The sequence below is a fragment of the Methyloligella halotolerans genome (genome assembly GCF_001708935.1).
GTDB classification, from domain to species: domain Bacteria; phylum Pseudomonadota; class Alphaproteobacteria; order Rhizobiales; family Methyloligellaceae; genus Methyloligella; species Methyloligella halotolerans.
On record NZ_MASI01000001.1, the window covers coordinates 297,460 to 312,982 of the forward strand.

Annotated in this window: 12 protein-coding genes and 1 pseudogene; all 13 read right to left on the reverse strand. The window is 64.3% G+C overall.

Annotation, left to right across the window (positions count from 1 at the left end; translation table 11 throughout):
- Window positions 1–16 precede the first annotated feature (16 nt).
- A complete protein-coding gene (locus A7A08_RS01515; RefSeq protein ID WP_083226350.1) occupies window positions 17–871 on the reverse strand; it encodes a phosphatidate cytidylyltransferase in 855 nt (284 codons plus the stop codon).
- Window positions 868–1,626 carry an isoprenyl transferase gene (locus A7A08_RS01520; protein WP_245290775.1) on the reverse strand — a complete coding sequence of 253 codons (759 nt, stop codon included), beginning with the start codon at window positions 1,624–1,626 and terminating at the stop codon, window positions 868–870. Before A7A08_RS01520 ends, A7A08_RS01515 begins: the two co-directional genes overlap by 4 nt.
- A 62-nt stretch (window positions 1,627–1,688) precedes the next feature.
- Complete coding sequence (gene frr, locus A7A08_RS01525) at window positions 1,689–2,246, reverse strand: ribosome recycling factor (protein WP_069094259.1); 558 nt, start codon at window positions 2,244–2,246, stop codon at window positions 1,689–1,691.
- Between the two features lie 109 nt (window positions 2,247–2,355).
- The gene (gene pyrH, locus A7A08_RS01530) at window positions 2,356–3,096 is read right to left on the reverse strand and encodes a UMP kinase (protein ID WP_069093788.1); all 741 of its coding nucleotides are present in this window, start codon (window positions 3,094–3,096) and stop codon (window positions 2,356–2,358) included.
- A 117-nt stretch (window positions 3,097–3,213) separates the two neighbouring features.
- On the reverse strand, window positions 3,214–4,107 hold the full coding sequence (tsf, locus tag A7A08_RS01535) for a translation elongation factor Ts (protein WP_069093789.1): 894 nt from the start codon (window positions 4,105–4,107) through the stop codon (window positions 3,214–3,216).
- Between the two features lie 86 nt (window positions 4,108–4,193).
- A complete protein-coding gene (gene rpsB / locus A7A08_RS01540; protein ID WP_069093790.1) occupies window positions 4,194–5,054 on the reverse strand; it encodes a 30S ribosomal protein S2 in 861 nt (286 codons plus the stop codon).
- A 233-nt stretch (window positions 5,055–5,287) separates the two neighbouring features.
- Window positions 5,288–8,805 (reverse strand): annotated as a pseudogene (gene dnaE, locus A7A08_RS01545) (DNA polymerase III subunit alpha).
- Window positions 8,806–8,972: 167 nt separating this feature from the next.
- Window positions 8,973–9,698, reverse strand: a complete 726-nt coding sequence (locus A7A08_RS01550) for an ABC transporter ATP-binding protein (protein ID WP_069093791.1) — start codon at window positions 9,696–9,698, stop codon at window positions 8,973–8,975.
- Between the two features lie 10 nt (window positions 9,699–9,708).
- Entirely contained in the window at window positions 9,709–11,004 is a 1,296-nt protein-coding gene (locus A7A08_RS01555; protein WP_069093792.1) for a lipoprotein-releasing ABC transporter permease subunit, read from the reverse strand.
- Window positions 10,994–12,343, reverse strand: a complete 1,350-nt coding sequence (gene proS, locus A7A08_RS01560; protein WP_069093793.1) for a proline--tRNA ligase — start codon at window positions 12,341–12,343, stop codon at window positions 10,994–10,996. The genes A7A08_RS01555 and proS overlap by 11 nt, the downstream gene beginning before the upstream one ends.
- A 552-nt stretch (window positions 12,344–12,895) precedes the next feature.
- The gene (locus A7A08_RS01565; RefSeq protein ID WP_069093794.1) at window positions 12,896–13,174 is read right to left on the reverse strand and encodes a DUF1467 family protein; all 279 of its coding nucleotides are present in this window, start codon (window positions 13,172–13,174) and stop codon (window positions 12,896–12,898) included.
- Between the two features lie 12 nt (window positions 13,175–13,186).
- On the reverse strand, window positions 13,187–13,591 hold the full coding sequence (gene mce / locus A7A08_RS01570) for a methylmalonyl-CoA epimerase (RefSeq protein WP_069093795.1): 405 nt from the start codon (window positions 13,589–13,591) through the stop codon (window positions 13,187–13,189).
- A gap of 217 nt (window positions 13,592–13,808) precedes the next feature.
- The gene (locus A7A08_RS01575) at window positions 13,809–15,491 is read right to left on the reverse strand and encodes a ribonuclease J (RefSeq protein WP_069093796.1); all 1,683 of its coding nucleotides are present in this window, start codon (window positions 15,489–15,491) and stop codon (window positions 13,809–13,811) included.
- Window positions 15,492–15,523: the final 32 nt, after the last annotated feature.

Below are 15,523 nucleotides of genomic sequence, written 5' to 3' on the forward strand. Positions count from 1 at the left end.
TGTTCGGTCGGCTTGACTACCATTGCAACAAGCCCTGTCCGGGCGCCGCGATATCGCGGAAGGCGATGAGGGCGGCGGCAAGGCTGGCGATCAGCAGCCCGTCGATGCGGTCCAGCAAACCGCCATGGCCCGGAATCAGACTGCTCGTGTCCTTGGCATTGAAGTGGCGCTTCACGCCGCTTTCCAGCAGGTCGCCCAGGCTGCCCGCCACGGCCAGGATGATGGCGACGGCGCACAGGGCGAGCGCGTTGCCGGCCGGAACGAACGCGCCTGCCGCAAACCCGACGAGGCCGGAGCACAACACGCCGGAGGCGAAGCCGGCCCAGGTCTTCTTGGGCGAGATGCGGGGTGCCAGCTTCGGTCCGCCGATGAGCCGGCCTCCGACATAGGCGGCGCTATCGGCCGTCCAGGCTACAGCCATGACGAAGAGCAACGCCCAGACGCCATATTCCGGATCGGAGCGCAGCCAGATGAGCGCCATGGCCGGGAGCAGGATGTATAGAACACCCGCAAGCGACCATCGGAGCTTGTCGCGATAGCCCATAAGGATCGTTGCGGCGATAGCCACGGCAAGCACCGCGCCGGCCTCGATATAGCGCGCGGTCTCCGTCAGGACGACGAGGACCAGAAGGGCCGCCCCGTGCATGAGGGCGAGACCATCGTAGCCGCTGCCGCGGACCATGCGGGCCCACTCCCAGTTGACGATGAGGCCCGCCACGATCACCAGCAAGGCGAACGCCCAGGACCCCGCAATGACAGCCGCGATAGCGAAAACGGCCATGAAAAGCGCGGAGATAAGGCGGGTGACGAACTCCGAAGGGCCTTTCGGGGTCTCGGCACTCTCGGCGGAGGCGTGGTTGGGTTCGCTCACGCGGTCGATCTCGCTGTCACGCCGCCGAAGCGCCGGCTGCGCTGCTGATATTCCGCGATGGCGCCTTCGAGAGTGTCCCGATTGAAATCTGGCCAGTACGTGTCGACGAAGACGAACTCGGCGTAGGCCAATTGCCAGAGGAGGAAATTGCTGAGACGCAGCTCTCCGCTGGTGCGGATCAGGAGATTGGGATCCGGCAGATCAGCGGTGTCGAGATTGGCCGCGACCGTTTCCTGGGTTACGTCCTCGGCCGACAGGGCGCCCTGCTCCACCTGCTCGGCGATCTTGCGGGCGGCACGGGCGATCTCGTCCCGGGCGCCGTAGTTGAAGGCGATGGTCAGGACGAGGCCGTCATTGTCCTTGGTCAGGGCGACGGCGTCGTCAATCATCTTGAGGACGTCGTTCTCCAGTCCCTCGCGGGAGCCGATCACGTTGATCCGTACGCCGTGCTTGTGGAGATCGGCCAGATCGCGCCGGACGAACATGCGCATCAGACCGAAGAGATCGCGGATTTCCGCCTTCGGGCGGGACCAATTCTCTGACGAGAAGCTGAACAGGGTGAGATGGGTCAGCCCCAGCTCCATGGCGGCCTGAACCGTGCGCCGGACAGCGTCGACGCCCCGGCGATGGCCCTCGGTGCGCGGAAGCCCCCGCTCCTGGGCCCATCGGCCGTTGCCGTCCATGATGATGGCCACGTGGCCCGGTCCGGTATCCTCAGCGGATGGGAGGCCGGGCTCTTCCATGGCGAATGTCATGTCCTGCTCCCAATGGTGCTCAATCGAGGCCGAGGTCTTCGGTTTGATGGAGATCCGCGCTGCTAGACCTGCATGATCTCGGCTTCTTTCGCCGCAAGAGCCTCGTCGATCTCCTTGATGACCGTATCGGTGAGGTCCTGCACTTCGGTGGCGAAATCGTGGTGCTCGTCCTTGCTCATCTCCCCATCTTTTTCCATCTTCTTCAAGCCTTCCATGCCGTCGCGGCGCACATTGCGGACCGCGATGCGGGCCTGCTCGGCATATTTGTGGGCCACTTTGGCAAGGTCCTGGCGGCGCTCTTCGTTGAGCTCCGGGATGGGAAGGCGCATGACCTGGCCTTCGACGACGGGATTGAGGCCGAGATCGGACTCTCGGATCGCCTTCTCAACGGCCGAGACGAGACCCTTGTCCCAGACCTGGAGGGAAATCATGCGCGGCTCGGGGACGTTCACCGAGGCGACCTGATTGATGGGCATATTGGCGCCATAGGCATTTACCTGGATCGGGTCGAGCATGCCGGCGCTGGCCCGTCCGGTCCGGAGACCGGCGAAATCCTGCTTGACCGACGTCAGCGCGCCGCGCATGCGCCGTTCGATTTCACCGAGGTCAAAATCCGCCATCATACTCTCCCTGGTCGCCGGTTCCTGAGCCGGCTGTCCTTTTGGTCTTGCTTTACACGTCCGGGCAAATGCCCACAGGCGGAAACCGGAAACGGCCGCCGGCCTGGCCCTAGTCAGTCAACTCGCCGCCGATTGTCGTGAAGGCGCCACGCCCCTGCAGAACGCCGGCTAGGCCGCCCTTCTCCTTCAAGGAGAACACAACTATCGGAATCTTGTTATCGCGAGCAAGGGCGATGGCCGGGCCGTCCATGATGCGCAGATCCTTCTCGAGCACTTCATGGAAGCTCAGGGCGTCGTATCGCTCGGCGTCGGGCACCAGCTTGGGATCGGCGGTATAGACGCCGTCCACCTGGGTCGCCTTGAAGAGGGCGTTGCAGTTCATCTCCGCAGCACGGAGGGCTGCCGCGGTATCGGTGGTGAAGAATGGATTGCCGGTGCCGCCTGCGAGCACGACGATGCGGCCCTTTTCGAGATGCTGGAGCGCCACGGGGCGAATGAAGGGTTCGCAGACGGTCGGCATGGGGATGGCGGACATCACCCGGGCCGAGCAGCCCTTGTCCTCCAGAGCGCTGCCGAGCGCCAGCCCGTTCAGCACGGTGGCCAGCATGCCCATGAAGTCGCCGCTCACCCGGTCCATGCCCTGGGCAGCTCCGGCGAGGCCGCGATAGATATTGCCGCCGCCGACGACTAGGCAGACCTCGGCACCAAGCTCGACGGCTTCGGCTATATCGGAGGCGATGCGGTTGAGGGTCGCGACGTCGATGCCGCCGGCGCCGGGTCCCATCAGAGCCTCGCCGGAAAGCTTGAGAAGTATCCGCTGATAGGCCAGCGGCGGCTGATGTGAGGCCATGGGGCAGACTCCGGCCGCGCAAGACTCTCTCGCCGGGGACGCACCCGAATGGGCCGTCACCGGCGAGAATCGAAAACGTTACGCCACGTTTCTAAGGGCGCGGCGCCCGCGCCGCAATTATTCCTCGTCCGACTGCTCGATGCCCTCGCCGAGAGCATAACGATAGAAGCCGGTGATCTTGATGGGCGCGCCCACGGTCTTCGCAGCCTGCTCGACGGCCTTTTCGACCGTGAGCTCGGAGTCGATGACATAGGTCTGGGAGAGGAGGACGACCTCTTCGTAGAACTTGCGAAGGCGCCCCTCGACCATCTTCTCGATGACGTTGTCGGGCTTGCCGGATTCCTTGGCCTGCTCGACCAGGACGGCGCGCTCGCGGTCCACGAGGTCCTTGTCCAGCTCGTCGGTCGTGACGGCCTGGGGATTGGAGGCCGCGACATGCATGGCGACCTGACGGCCGAACTCACCCAGCGCTTCCTTGTCGCCGGTGGATTCGAGGGCCACGATCACGCCCATCTTGCCGAGACCAGTGCCCATGGCGTTATGGATGTAGTGGGCCACGACACCGTCATTGACGGTCAGATAGGCGGTGCGGCGGAGCTGCATGTTCTCGCCGATGGAGCCGACGGTCTCCTTGACGGTCTCTTCCACGCTCGCGCTGCCACCGGGATAGGAGGCCTTCTCGAGGCTCGCGAGATCGCCTTTGGCGCCGAGGGCGGCCTCGGCGATCTTCTGGACCATCTCCTGGAAGATCTCGTTGCGGGCGACGAAGTCCGTCTCGGAGTTCACCTCCACGAGGGCCGCGGCGTTATCCTTCCAGGACACGCCGATGAGGCCCTCGGCCGCGGTGCGGCCAGCCTTCTTGGCAGCCTGTGCCAGACCCTTCGTGCGCAGCCAATCGGAGGCCGCCTCCATGTCGCCGTCCGTCTCGTTCAGGGCGGTCTTGCAGTCCATCATGCCTGCGCCGGTCTTCTCGCGCAGTTCCTTCACCATGCTTGCGGTAATGGTCGCCATTCGATCCTCTAATGGAAAAGTTCGACTGTGACGCATGAGGGTTCGGAGCCATTGTCGATCCGAACCCTCTCTCTCGGTTCGAAAACCTACTTGGCCGGCTCTTCGGCCTTCGCGTCGTCGGTTTTGGTCTCGCCCGCCGCCTCGGCAGCCGGCGTCTCGTCCTCTTTCGATTCCGGGGCGGCTTCCTCGGCCTCGTCCGCAAGGGCGGTCTCGGCCACGGGCTCCTCGGCTTCGCCGATATCGACGCCGATGTTGCCCTGGGCGCGCTCGATGCCGTCTAGCGCGGCGCGGGCGATCAGGTCGCAATACAGCGTGATCGCGCGGCCGGCGTCGTCATTGCCCGGGACCGGGAAGTTGATGCCGTCGGGATCGCAATTGCTATCCACGATCGCCACGACAGGCATATTAAGCTTGTGGGCCTCGGCGATGGCGATGCTCTCTTTGTTGGTGTCGATGACGACCATGAGATCCGGCGGCGCGCCCATATCCTTGATGCCGCCCAGGGACCGCTCGAGCTTGTCCTTCTCGCGGGTGAGCTGCAGCAGCTCTTTCTTGGTGAGGCCGTGGGTGTCGCCCGCGAACAGCTCTTCCAAGGATTTCAGCCGCTTGATGGAATGGGAAATGGTCCGCCAGTTGGTGAGCGTGCCGCCCAGCCAACGGTGGTTGATGTAGTACTGCGCGCAAGAGCGAGCGGCTTCGGCGATGGCCTCGGAGGCCTGACGCTTGGTGCCGACGAACAGCACGCGGCCGCCCTTGGCGACCGTATCGGAGATCTGGACCAGGGCCTGGTGCAGCAGCGGCACGGTCTGGGTCAGATCCATGATGTGGATGTTGTTGCGCTCCCCGTAGATATAGGGGGCCATTTTCGGGTTCCAGCGGTGGGTCTGGTGGCCGAAATGCACGCCAGCTTCCAACAGCTGACGCATCGTCACGTCGGGCAGTGCCATGGGCCTGCGTCTCCTTTTTCCGGTTTCTTCCTCCGCGGGGTTATGAAACGCCCGAGCCTTTCAAGAGCCGGAGCGCTCACCGGAGCGAGAGCGGAACCGATTGTCGTGGAACCGCAACGCATCCCCGCGTGTGAGATGAGGCGGGTTATAGGGAGGACGCGGCGAATTGGCAAGCGCCGGGAAGCCGCAGATTTTAGCGGCCTTGCAACGCCGGCCTTGCAACGAAGGAAGCCTCAGAGGGCTTCGACCTCGCTGACCCCGTCGATGATGGCGAGGGCGCTCTTCCGGCGCGGGGTCGCGTTGATGCCCTGCCCCAGCTCGAACTCAACCTCCCGGTCGAGATCGTCGAGGCGGACCACTATGCGCAGTGTGCTGCGCTTGCCGGTCCCGTTCTGGGCCTGGGACAGCTCCTCGGCCAGCGCGCTCAAGCCTCCGGCGCCATCGACCACCACTTTCAGCCCTTGGGGCAGCTTCGCGGCGGCTTCTTCCAGGGACGACACGTTGTTGATGCGCGCCTTGACGCTGTCGCCGCCCTCGCCATCGAGCTCCGCCTCCAGATCGAGCAGTACCACATTGCCGGTTTCCAATAGCGGACGCCCGGCGGAGAGGGCTTCGGAGAAGATCACCGCTTCGAACTGGCCGGAGCGGTCGGAGGCGGCGACGAAGGCGAAGGCGTTGCCGCGCTGGCTCTTACGCTCGCGCTTGGCGAGGATCGTTGCGGCGACCCGGCCGACGACCTTGCCCTGGCGCGCCTTTGCGGCAAGCTGGGACCAGCTTTCGGCGCGGAGGCGGGTCAGCACGTCCTCGTAATCGTCGAGGGGATGTCCGGAGAGGAACACGCCGACGGCGTCGAACTCGTAGGAGAGGCGCTCGGTCGGCAGCCAGGGTTTGGCGGGGCGCATGGGAATCGGCGGCGGCCCTTCGGCGCCGAGGACGAAGAGATCGTTCTGGCCGCCTGCGGCGGCTTCCAGGCTCTGGAGCCCGGCGGCATGATGCGATCGATATTGGCGTAGGCCACCGCACGCTCGACGCCGAGACAGTCCAATGCCCCGGCGTAGCAGAGATTTTCCAGCGCCCGCTTGTTGACGTAGCGGGGGCTGATGCGGCGGGCGAAATCGGAGATGTCCTTGAAGGGTCCCCTCGCCTCGCGCTCCTCGACGATGTGCTCGACCGCCTGACGGCCGACATTGCGAAGGGCGGCCAGGGAATAGCGGATGGCGTCCTCGCGCGGCAGGAAGGCCACCTCGGAATGGTTTACGGAAGGCGGAAGCACCTCGATGCCGAGCCGCTCCGCCTCGCGGACGAAGCCGGAGAGCTTGTCGGCGTTGCCCATGTCGAGGGTCATGGAGGCGGCGATGAACTCGACCGTGTAGTTCGCCTTCAGATAGGCGGTCTGGTAGGTGAGCAGCGCATATGGCGCGGAGTGGGATTTGTTGAAACCGTATTCGGCGAACTTGGCGCAGGCATCGAAGACCGCCTGGGCGGTCTTCTTGTCGTAGCCCCGCTCGGCAGCGCCCTTCATGAAGCGCTCGCCCTGCTTGGCCATCTCGGACCGGATCTTCTTGCCCATGGCACGGCGCAGGAGATCGGCTTCCGCCAGGGTAAAGCCCGCCATATCGCGGGCGATCTGCTGTACCTGCTCCTGATAGGTGATGACGCCGTAGGTCGGCGCGAGGATCGGCTCCAGATCCTTATGGATGTATTCGATCTTCTCCACGCCGAGCTTGCGCGCGCAGTAGAGCGGGATATTGGCCATGGGGCCCGGCCGATAGAGCGCGACCAGGGCGATCAGATCCTCGAAGCGGTCCGGCACCATGTCGACCAGCGCCCGGCGCATGCCCTGGCTTTCCACCTGGAACACGCCGACGGTCTCGCCCTTGGCCAGCATGTCGAAGGTCGGCTGATTGTCGAGCGGCAGGCGGACCAGATCGATCTCGTCGCCTTTGGCGCGGATGAAGTTCGCCGTCTGCTCGATGACCGTGAGGGTCTTCAGGCCGAGGAAGTCGAACTTCACCAGCCCGGCATCCTCCACCCATTTCATGTTGAACTGGGTCGCCGGCAGAGGCGCGCGCGGATCGCGGTAGAGGGGCACCAGATCGATCAGGGGCCGGTCGGCAATCACGACGCCCGCCGCATGGGTCGAGGCGTGGCGGTAGAGCCCTTCCAGGCGCTGGCCGATATCCAAAAGCTTGGCGACGATCTCCTCGTCGTCGCGGGCCTCCTGCAAACGCGGCTCGCCCTCGATGGCCTGGGCCAGGGTCACCGGATTGGCGGGGTTGTTGGGGACCAGCTTGCAGAGCTTGTCGACCTGGCCGTAGGGCATTTGGAGGACGCGGCCGACATCGCGCAGCACAGCGCGGGCCTGGAGCTTACCGAAGGTGATGATCTGGGCGACCCGGTCGGCGCCGTAATGGTTCTGGACGTAGGTGATCACCTCGTCGCGCCGGTCCTGACAGAAATCGATGTCGAAGTCGGGCATCGACACACGGTCGGGGTTGAGGAAGCGTTCGAAGATCAGGCCGAAGCGGATCGGATCGAGATCGGTGATGGTGAGCGCCCAGGCGACGAGGGAGCCGGCGCCGGAGCCGCGGCCCGGCCCCACGGGAATCTTCTGCGCTTTCGCCCACTGGATGAAGTCCGCAACGATCAGAAAGTAGCCCGGGTAGCGCATGCGGATGATGACATCGAGCTCGAAGTCGAGGCGCTCCTTGTAATCCGCCTCCGTCTGACCCGGCGCGAGGCCCTGGGCCTCGAGCCGCTTCTGGAGGCCCGCTTCGGCGACCTCGCGCAGTTTGGCGGCCTCGGCTTCGGCGCGCTCTTCCGGAGAGGTCTCGCCGGAGACGAAGCTCGGCAGCATGGGCGCCTGCTTCGTCGGGCAATAGGCGCAGCGCTTGGCGATCTCGGCGGTGTTGTCGATTGCCTCGGGCAGATCGGCGAACAGCGCCACCATTTCAGCCTGGGACTTGAAGTAATGCTGAGGGCTCAGGCGGCGCCGCTCGTCCACGGAGATATAGCTGCCTTCGGCGATGCAGAGCAGCGCGTCGTGGGCCTCATAATCCTCGGTCTCGGCGAAATACGGTTCGTTTGTCGCGACGATCGGCAGGCGCAGGTCGTAGGCGGCCTGGAGCAGATGGGGCTCGACGGCGCGTTCGTGGGGTAGCCCGTGACGCTGCAGTTCCACATAGAGCCGGTCGCCGAAGATCCCATGCAGGAAGGCGAGACGCGCGCGGGCCGTATCGGCATGGGCCCGGGCGAAGGCGCTGTCGATGGGGCCGTCCGGACCGCCGGTCAACGCGATCAAATCTTCGGAATGCTCGGCGAGCTGGTCTCGGGTGACCACGAGGGTACCGGTTTCGGCGCCTGCGATATAGGCCTCGCTGGAGAGCCGCATCAGGTTTCGGTAGCCGAGCTCGCTTTTGGCAAGGAGTGCGAGGCGCCCGTCGGGCCGGATCGGATCGGGCTCCGCGCCCGGCGTGACGGGCTTGGGAGGGTCGAGGCTCACGGAGAGGCTGCAGCCGATGATGGGCTGCACCCCCGCCCCGCTCATGACGGTGGAGAATTCCAGCGCGCCGAACAGATTGTTGCTGTCGGTCAGCGCCAAGGCCGGCATGCGATCGTCTTTCGCGAAATTCGCGAGTTGGTTGATCTTCAGCGCGCCTTCCAGAAGCGAATAGGCCGAATGGGTGCGCAGATGGATGAAGATCCGCTTCTGGTCCGGCGCTTTCGGCTCTGATGTTTCGGTCTCTGGCATACTGATTCCGGCTCGGGAGTGACCCTCCTACACCTCCGCGATTCTGGGCGCCGGTGGAAGGCTCGCGGCGTCGCGGCCCTGCTCCGTCCCCATAATTCACGGTTAAAGCATGTTCTTATTTTGTTCTCGTCGTCAAGTGAGAATGCGCGTCGCGCAGATTGGCGGCTCTATTCGGTGGAAATTTCTCCGACGACGATGGTCTCTTCGACCAGCTTACCCTCCGACAGACGGATTACCCGGTCCATCCGGCTCGCCAGCTCCAGATTATGGGTGGCGATGAGAGCGCCCACGGCGGAGTTGCGGACCAGGTCCAGCAACTCGGCGAAGACCTTCTCGCCCGTGTGAGGGTCGAGATTGCCGGTCGGTTCGTCGGCCAGGAGCAGTGCGGGGTTGTTCGCAACGCCACGGGCGATGGCGACGCGCTGCTGCTCGCCGCCGGAAAGCTGGGACGGGCGATGGTCGGCGCGTTCGGTCAGCCCGAAGGCGGCCAGCAGCTCAGCAGCGCGGGCCTCGGCCGTCGGGCGGTCTCTCCCCAGGATCATCTGGGGCAGCACGACGTTCTCGGTGGCCGAGAATTCCGGCAGCAGATGATGGAACTGGTAGACGAAGCCGATCTCCTGGCGGCGCATGCGGGTCCGCCCCTTGTCGTCCAGGGCGCCGCAATCGATGCCGCCGATCATCACCTTGCCGCTGGAGGGCTGCTCCAGGAGGCCGGCGATATGCAGCAGGGTCGACTTTCCGGCGCCGGAGGGGCCGAGCAGCGCCACGGTCTCGCCAGGGAATATCTCGGCGGAGGCGCCGTCGAGCACCTTCAGCTCGCGGGGGCCCTGCTTGAACTCATGGGTCAGCGCCTCGAGGCGAAGCGCCGGTTCGGTCTTGGATGCGGTGTCCACGAATTTACGCCTAGCCGTATCTCAGGGCTTCCACGGGGTCGAGCCGGGAGGCCTTCCAGGAGGGGTAGAGGGTGGCGAGCACGGAAAGCGCGAGCGCCATGACGACGACAGAGACGGTCTCGCCGGTGTCCATCTCGGCGGGCATCTGGGAGAGGTAGTAGAGCTCCGGCGAGAAGAGCTCCGTATTGGTCGCCCAGGCGATGAACTCGCGGATGCTCTCGATATTCACGCAGACCAGCACGCCCAGGGCCAGCCCGGCCAGCGTGCCCACCACGCCGATGCTGGCGCCGGTGATGAAGAAAATGCGCATCACCGCGCCGCGGCTCGCACCCATGGTGCGCAGGATGGCGATGTCGCCGGTCTTGTCCTTCACGAGCATGATCATGCCGGAGATGATGTTGAGGGCGGCCACAAGAACGATCAGCGTCAGAATCAAGAACATCACGTTTCGTTCCACCTCCAGCGCATTGAAGAAGGTGGCGTTCCGCTGGCGCCAGTCGCTGATATAGATGGTCGGTCCGCCCGCATCGAGGATCTTGGGTCCGAGCTCGCCGACCTCGTCGGGAGAATCGAGCACGACTTCGAGCACGGTCACGCTGCCGGGCTTGTTGAAGTAACGCTGCGCCTCGGCCAGCGGCATGAACAAGATCGAAGAATCGTATTCCGACATGCCGAGCTCGAAGATCGCCTTCACGGGGTAGCGTTTCACCCGGGGCGCGGTGCCAAGCGCGGTGGAGGCGCCCCGTGGGGAGAGCAGGCTCACCTCGTCGCCGACCTTCACGTTGAGATTGTTGGCGAGCCGGGAGCCTAGGGCGAGCCCCTCCCCTTCGTCGAAGCCTTCCAGGGTGCCGAAGCGGACGTTCTGGGCGACGGCGCCCAGCTCCTTCAGGTCCTTCTCGGTGACGCCGCGGACCAGCGCGCCGGTCTGGGTGGCCGGGGTGGTGATCATCACCTGGCCTTCGATCAGCGGAATCGCGTGCTGCACGCCGCCGATGCCGGTGATGCGGCTCGCCACGTCCTTGTAGTCGGTGAAATCGTCATCGAGGGGGTGCACGACCACATGGCCGTTGAGGCCGAGCATCTTATCGAACAGCTCCTGCCGGAAGCCGTTCATGACCGCCATGACGATGATGAGGGTGGCCACGCCCAGCAGGATGCCGAGGAAGGAGAAGCCGGCGATGACCGAGATGAAGCCCTCCTTCCGGCGGGGGCGCAAGTAACGGACAGCAACGAGCCACTCGAAGGGCGCGAAGGACTGGCCCGTTCCGCTTACCTTGCAGTCTTGCTCGCGTCGCTCATGCGTCACCCCGTATGGCCGCCTCGACGTTTTCGCGAAGGCGTTCGGTCACGTCGTCGGGCGAAATGGCGATCTTCTCGCCTGTCGCCCTGTGCTTCAGCTCCACCTCGCCGGAGGCGAGCCCTTTCGGCCCGACCACGATCTGCCAGGGAAGCCCGATCAGATCCATGGTGGTGAACTTGGCGCCGGCCCGATCGTCGCGGTCGTCGTAGAGAATGTCGAGCCCCGCCGCCTGCAGAGACCGGTAGAGCTTCTCGCACGCTTCGTCGGTCGCCGCATCGCCGGCCTTGAGGTTGATCAGACCGGCATCGAAGGGAGCCACGCTTTGCGGCCAAATGATGCCCGCATCGTCGTGGGACGCTTCGATGATGGCGCCGACCAAGCGGGAGACGCCGATACCGTAGGATCCCATTTCGACCGGAATCAACTCGCCCTCGGGGCCCTGCACCTTCGCGTTCATGGGCTCGGAGTATTTGGTGCCGAAATAGAAGACCTGCCCGACCTCGATGCCGCGGGCGGAGAGCTGCTTGTCCTTAGGCACTTCCTTCTCGAAGCGCTCCGGCTCGTGCACGTCTTCGGTGGCGGCGTAGAGCGCGGTGCGGGCATCGACATAGGGGGTGAGATCGCTCCCGTAATCGATGTCCTCCGGCGGTGGCGCCATCTCTACAAGATCCCTGTGGCAATAGACGGCGGATTCGCCCGTCTCGGCCAGGATGATGAACTCGTGGGAAAGATCGCCGCCGATGGGGCCCGTCTCGGCCCGCATGGGGACGGCGCGCAAGCCCATCCGCGCGAAGGTCCGCAAGTAGGAAGCGAACATCTTGTGATAGGAACGGACCGAGTCCTCCTTCGTCAGATCGAAGGAATAGGCATCCTTCATCAGGAACTCGCGGCCGCGCATGACGCCGAAGCGGGGTCGGACCTCATCCCGGAACTTCCACTGGATATGATAGAGGTTCCTCGGGAGGTCCTTGTAGGACTTCACCCCTGCCCGGAAGATCTCGGTGATCATCTCCTCATTGGTCGGCCCGTAGAGCATGTCGCGCTCGTGCCGGTCGGTGATGCGCAGCATCTCCTTGCCGTAGGCATCGTAGCGGCCGCTCTCCCGCCAGAGCTCGGCGGGCTGGATGGTCGGCATGAGAAGCTGCAGGGCACCTGCGCGGTCCTGCTCCTCGATGACGATCCGCTCGATCTTGTTCAGCACCTTGTAGCCCAACGGCAGCCACGAATAGATGCCGGCGCTGGACTGGCGGATCATGCCGGCCCGCAGCATCAGGCGGTGTGAGACGATCTCTGCTTCCTTGGGATCGTCGCGCAGAATCGGAAGGAAATATTGGCTGAGGCGCATGAGGGCCCTGTCGGTACCAGCGGGATGAAACGGTCGGGCGGATCGCCGGGTCTTGCTGTCGATTCGTACGGCGAAGCCCGGCTGCCTGTGCCGCGCTAATAGCTCACTTTGGCGAAACGGCGCAATGGCGCTGCCCGTTACAGGGCGAATTCGAAACGGTCCCCTGAAACATGCGTCGAGAGGTCACAATGTGTGGTGACAATATGGCGCGGCTGAGTTAGTGTGCGCCCACAACGCGCTGAGGACGGGACCAAAAAACAATCTCGACTTTGTCGCTCGTTGAGAGATTGGACCAGTCCAAGTCTCAGGTCCAAGTCTTGGGAGGAAACGCTCTAGCCGCGCCAAATCTATATATTTTTCAATATGCGCAGCCGTTCTGCCGCGGTTCGCCGGACGTCAAGATCCGGCTGGCCAATTGAGACGGAACGTAAGAGCTATAAAAAATCTAGAGAGCGAGGCGCGCCGGCCTTGCTCTTTTTTTTTGCCCGAAGCCAGCGGTGCTGGGCACGTTCCAGAACGTGGCGAAATTGCGGCCGCCGCGTGGGGGCGCCCCTAGTACATGCTCTCGTATCGGGGCAGGAACGGAATATTGTCGAGGGTCACGACCCCCTGGAAGATGAGGAAATAGACGGCGGCAAAGATCACGCCTGCCACCAGGGTGGTCGCGATCAGCTTCGCACCGAAATGGGTTTTCGTGGGGGCGCTTTCCGCCGAGCCCGGTACGGTCTCCTCTTCGCTCTCGCCTTGCGGGTGGACGCCGAAGGGGAGGATCGCGAAGAGCACGATCCACCAGATCACGAAGTAGACGGCAAAGCCGTAGAGGAAGTCCATCGGGGGGGCCTCTTAGGCCTGTTCCAGCTCGACCAAAGTCCCAGAGAAGTCCTTCGGGTGCAGGAAGAGAACCGGCTTGCCGTGGGCGCCGATCTTCGGTTCACCGTCTCCCAGGACGCGGATCCCGTCTGCGACCAGCTTGTCCTTGGCGGTGGTGATGTCATCGACCTCATAGCAGAGGTGATGGATGCCGCCGCCCGGATTGCGCTCGAGGAACTTGTCGATCGGCGAATTCTCGCCCAGCGCGCCCAGCAGCTCGATCTTGGTGTTGGGCAGCTCGATGAAGACGGTGGTGACCCCGTGCTCGGGCTGCTGCTCCTCCGCCGAAACCTTGGCGCCCAGTGTGTTGCGATAGATGTCGGCCGCTGCTTTCAGGTCGGGCACTGCAATGGCGACGTGGTTCAGCTTTCCGATCATGGGCGTTCGCTCCTCTTAACTCTCGTCCGTGCTTTGCCGCCTCTTGTAATGGCTCGGGCGGCGTTTCGCCAGTGGCGGCGAGGTCTCAGCCTATAGGAGTGTCATTGCAGGGCTTGTCCCGGCAATCCATGAACACCGACGCCCGTTGAAAGAACCGAGACCGGGGTTATGGATCCCCGGCACAAGGCCGGGGATGACTTCTGAAAGAGTCGCGGGCCTAAACCACCTGGACCATCACCGAGCAGATCGGCTTTTTGCCGACTGCCTGATTCACCGCGGCGCGGACGGCGCGGGATAGCGCCTCGGCCACCATGGCGCGGTCCTTGCGCCGTGGACGCGGGATACTCTCCAAGGCACCGATGGCCGCATCGATAGCGATGTCTTCCATGGGTTCGCCGTCCGCATCGGCGACGGGCACGCCGAGAATGGCGACCATGGGATCGGTGAGAATCTCGCCCCGGTCGGACAGAACGACCGAGAGGGAAATGGTGCCGACGAAACTGAGCTTGCGGCGCTCGCGGACATGGCCTTCGCCTTCGGACAGGATGATGCGCCCGTCGCGGTAGAGGCGCCCCGTCGGAAGCTCGTCGATGATCTTGGCGGGCTCGGGCGCCAGGCGTACGAGATCGCCGTTCCGGATGCGCAGGACCTGCTCCACGCCCAGCTCTTCGGCGAATTCTGCATGGGCCTCGAGATGAAGCCCTTCGCCGTGCACGGGTATCGCCCGCTTCGGCTTAAGCCAGGAATAGAGCTGTTCCAGCTCGCCGCGGCGCGGATGGCCGGAGACGTGAACCAAGCCGTCCTGGTCGGTGATGATCTCGATGGCCTTGTCTGAGAGACCGTTCTGGACGCGGGCCACGGCGCGTTCGTTGCCCGGAATGGTGCGGGAGGAGAAGATCACCTGGTCGCCGGCATCCAGGCTGACATTCGGATGGCTGTCCTGGGCGATTCGCGCCATGGCGGCGCGCGGCTCGCCCTGGCTGCCTGTACAGAGCGCAACCACCTTCTTGGGCGGGAGGCTGTCGAACTCCGTCTCCGACACGAAGCGGAAATCGTCATCCAGATAGCCGGTCTCCTGGGCCGCTTCGATGACCCGGTACATGGCGCGGCCCACGACGACGAGCTCGCGGCCGGCCTGGCGGGCGGCGCGTGCGACGGAGAGGATGCGCGCGACATTGGAGGCGAAAGTGGTCACGGCCACCCGGCGCGGCGCTTCGCGGATCATGGCGGCGAGGGTCTTGGCGACGTCGGCTTCCGACGGCGAGATGCCTTCGCGGATGGCGTTGGTGGAATCGCAGATGAGGGTGTCGACGCCCGCTTCTCCGATCTCGCGCAACCGGTCCCGGTCCGTGGGCGGCGAGGTCAGGGGCTGTTCGTCCAGCTTCCAGTCACCGGTATGGAGGACATTGCCCAGGGGCGTCTTGATGAAGACGGCGTTGGGTTCGGGAATCGAGTGGGACATGGAGACCAGCTCGATGTCGAAAGGCCCGATCTTCCGATGGCCTCCAAGGGGCACGATGTGGATCGGAACCTCGTCGGCGAAGGATGTCTCCTTCAGCTTCGATTTCAGCATCGCCGCGGTGAATGGCGTGGCGTAGACCGGCGCGCCGATCTTTTCCCAGAGATCCGGAATCGCGCCGTAGTGATCCTCGTGGGCATGGGTGAGGAGGATGCCCGCGATGTTGTGGCGCTCCTCCTCCAGGAAGCGGATATCGGGCAGGATCACGTCGACGCCGGGCTCGGCATCGGTCGGAAAGGTGATACCGATATCGACGATCAGCCACTCGCGGTCGCGCGGCGGACCGAAGCCGTAGAGATAGAGGTTCATGCCGATCTCGCCGATGCCCCCGAGGGCGCCGAAGACGAAATCGTTTTTGGGATCAGAGTTGCGGCGGGACATTCAGACTTTCGATTGCGCAAACGTTCGGTTGC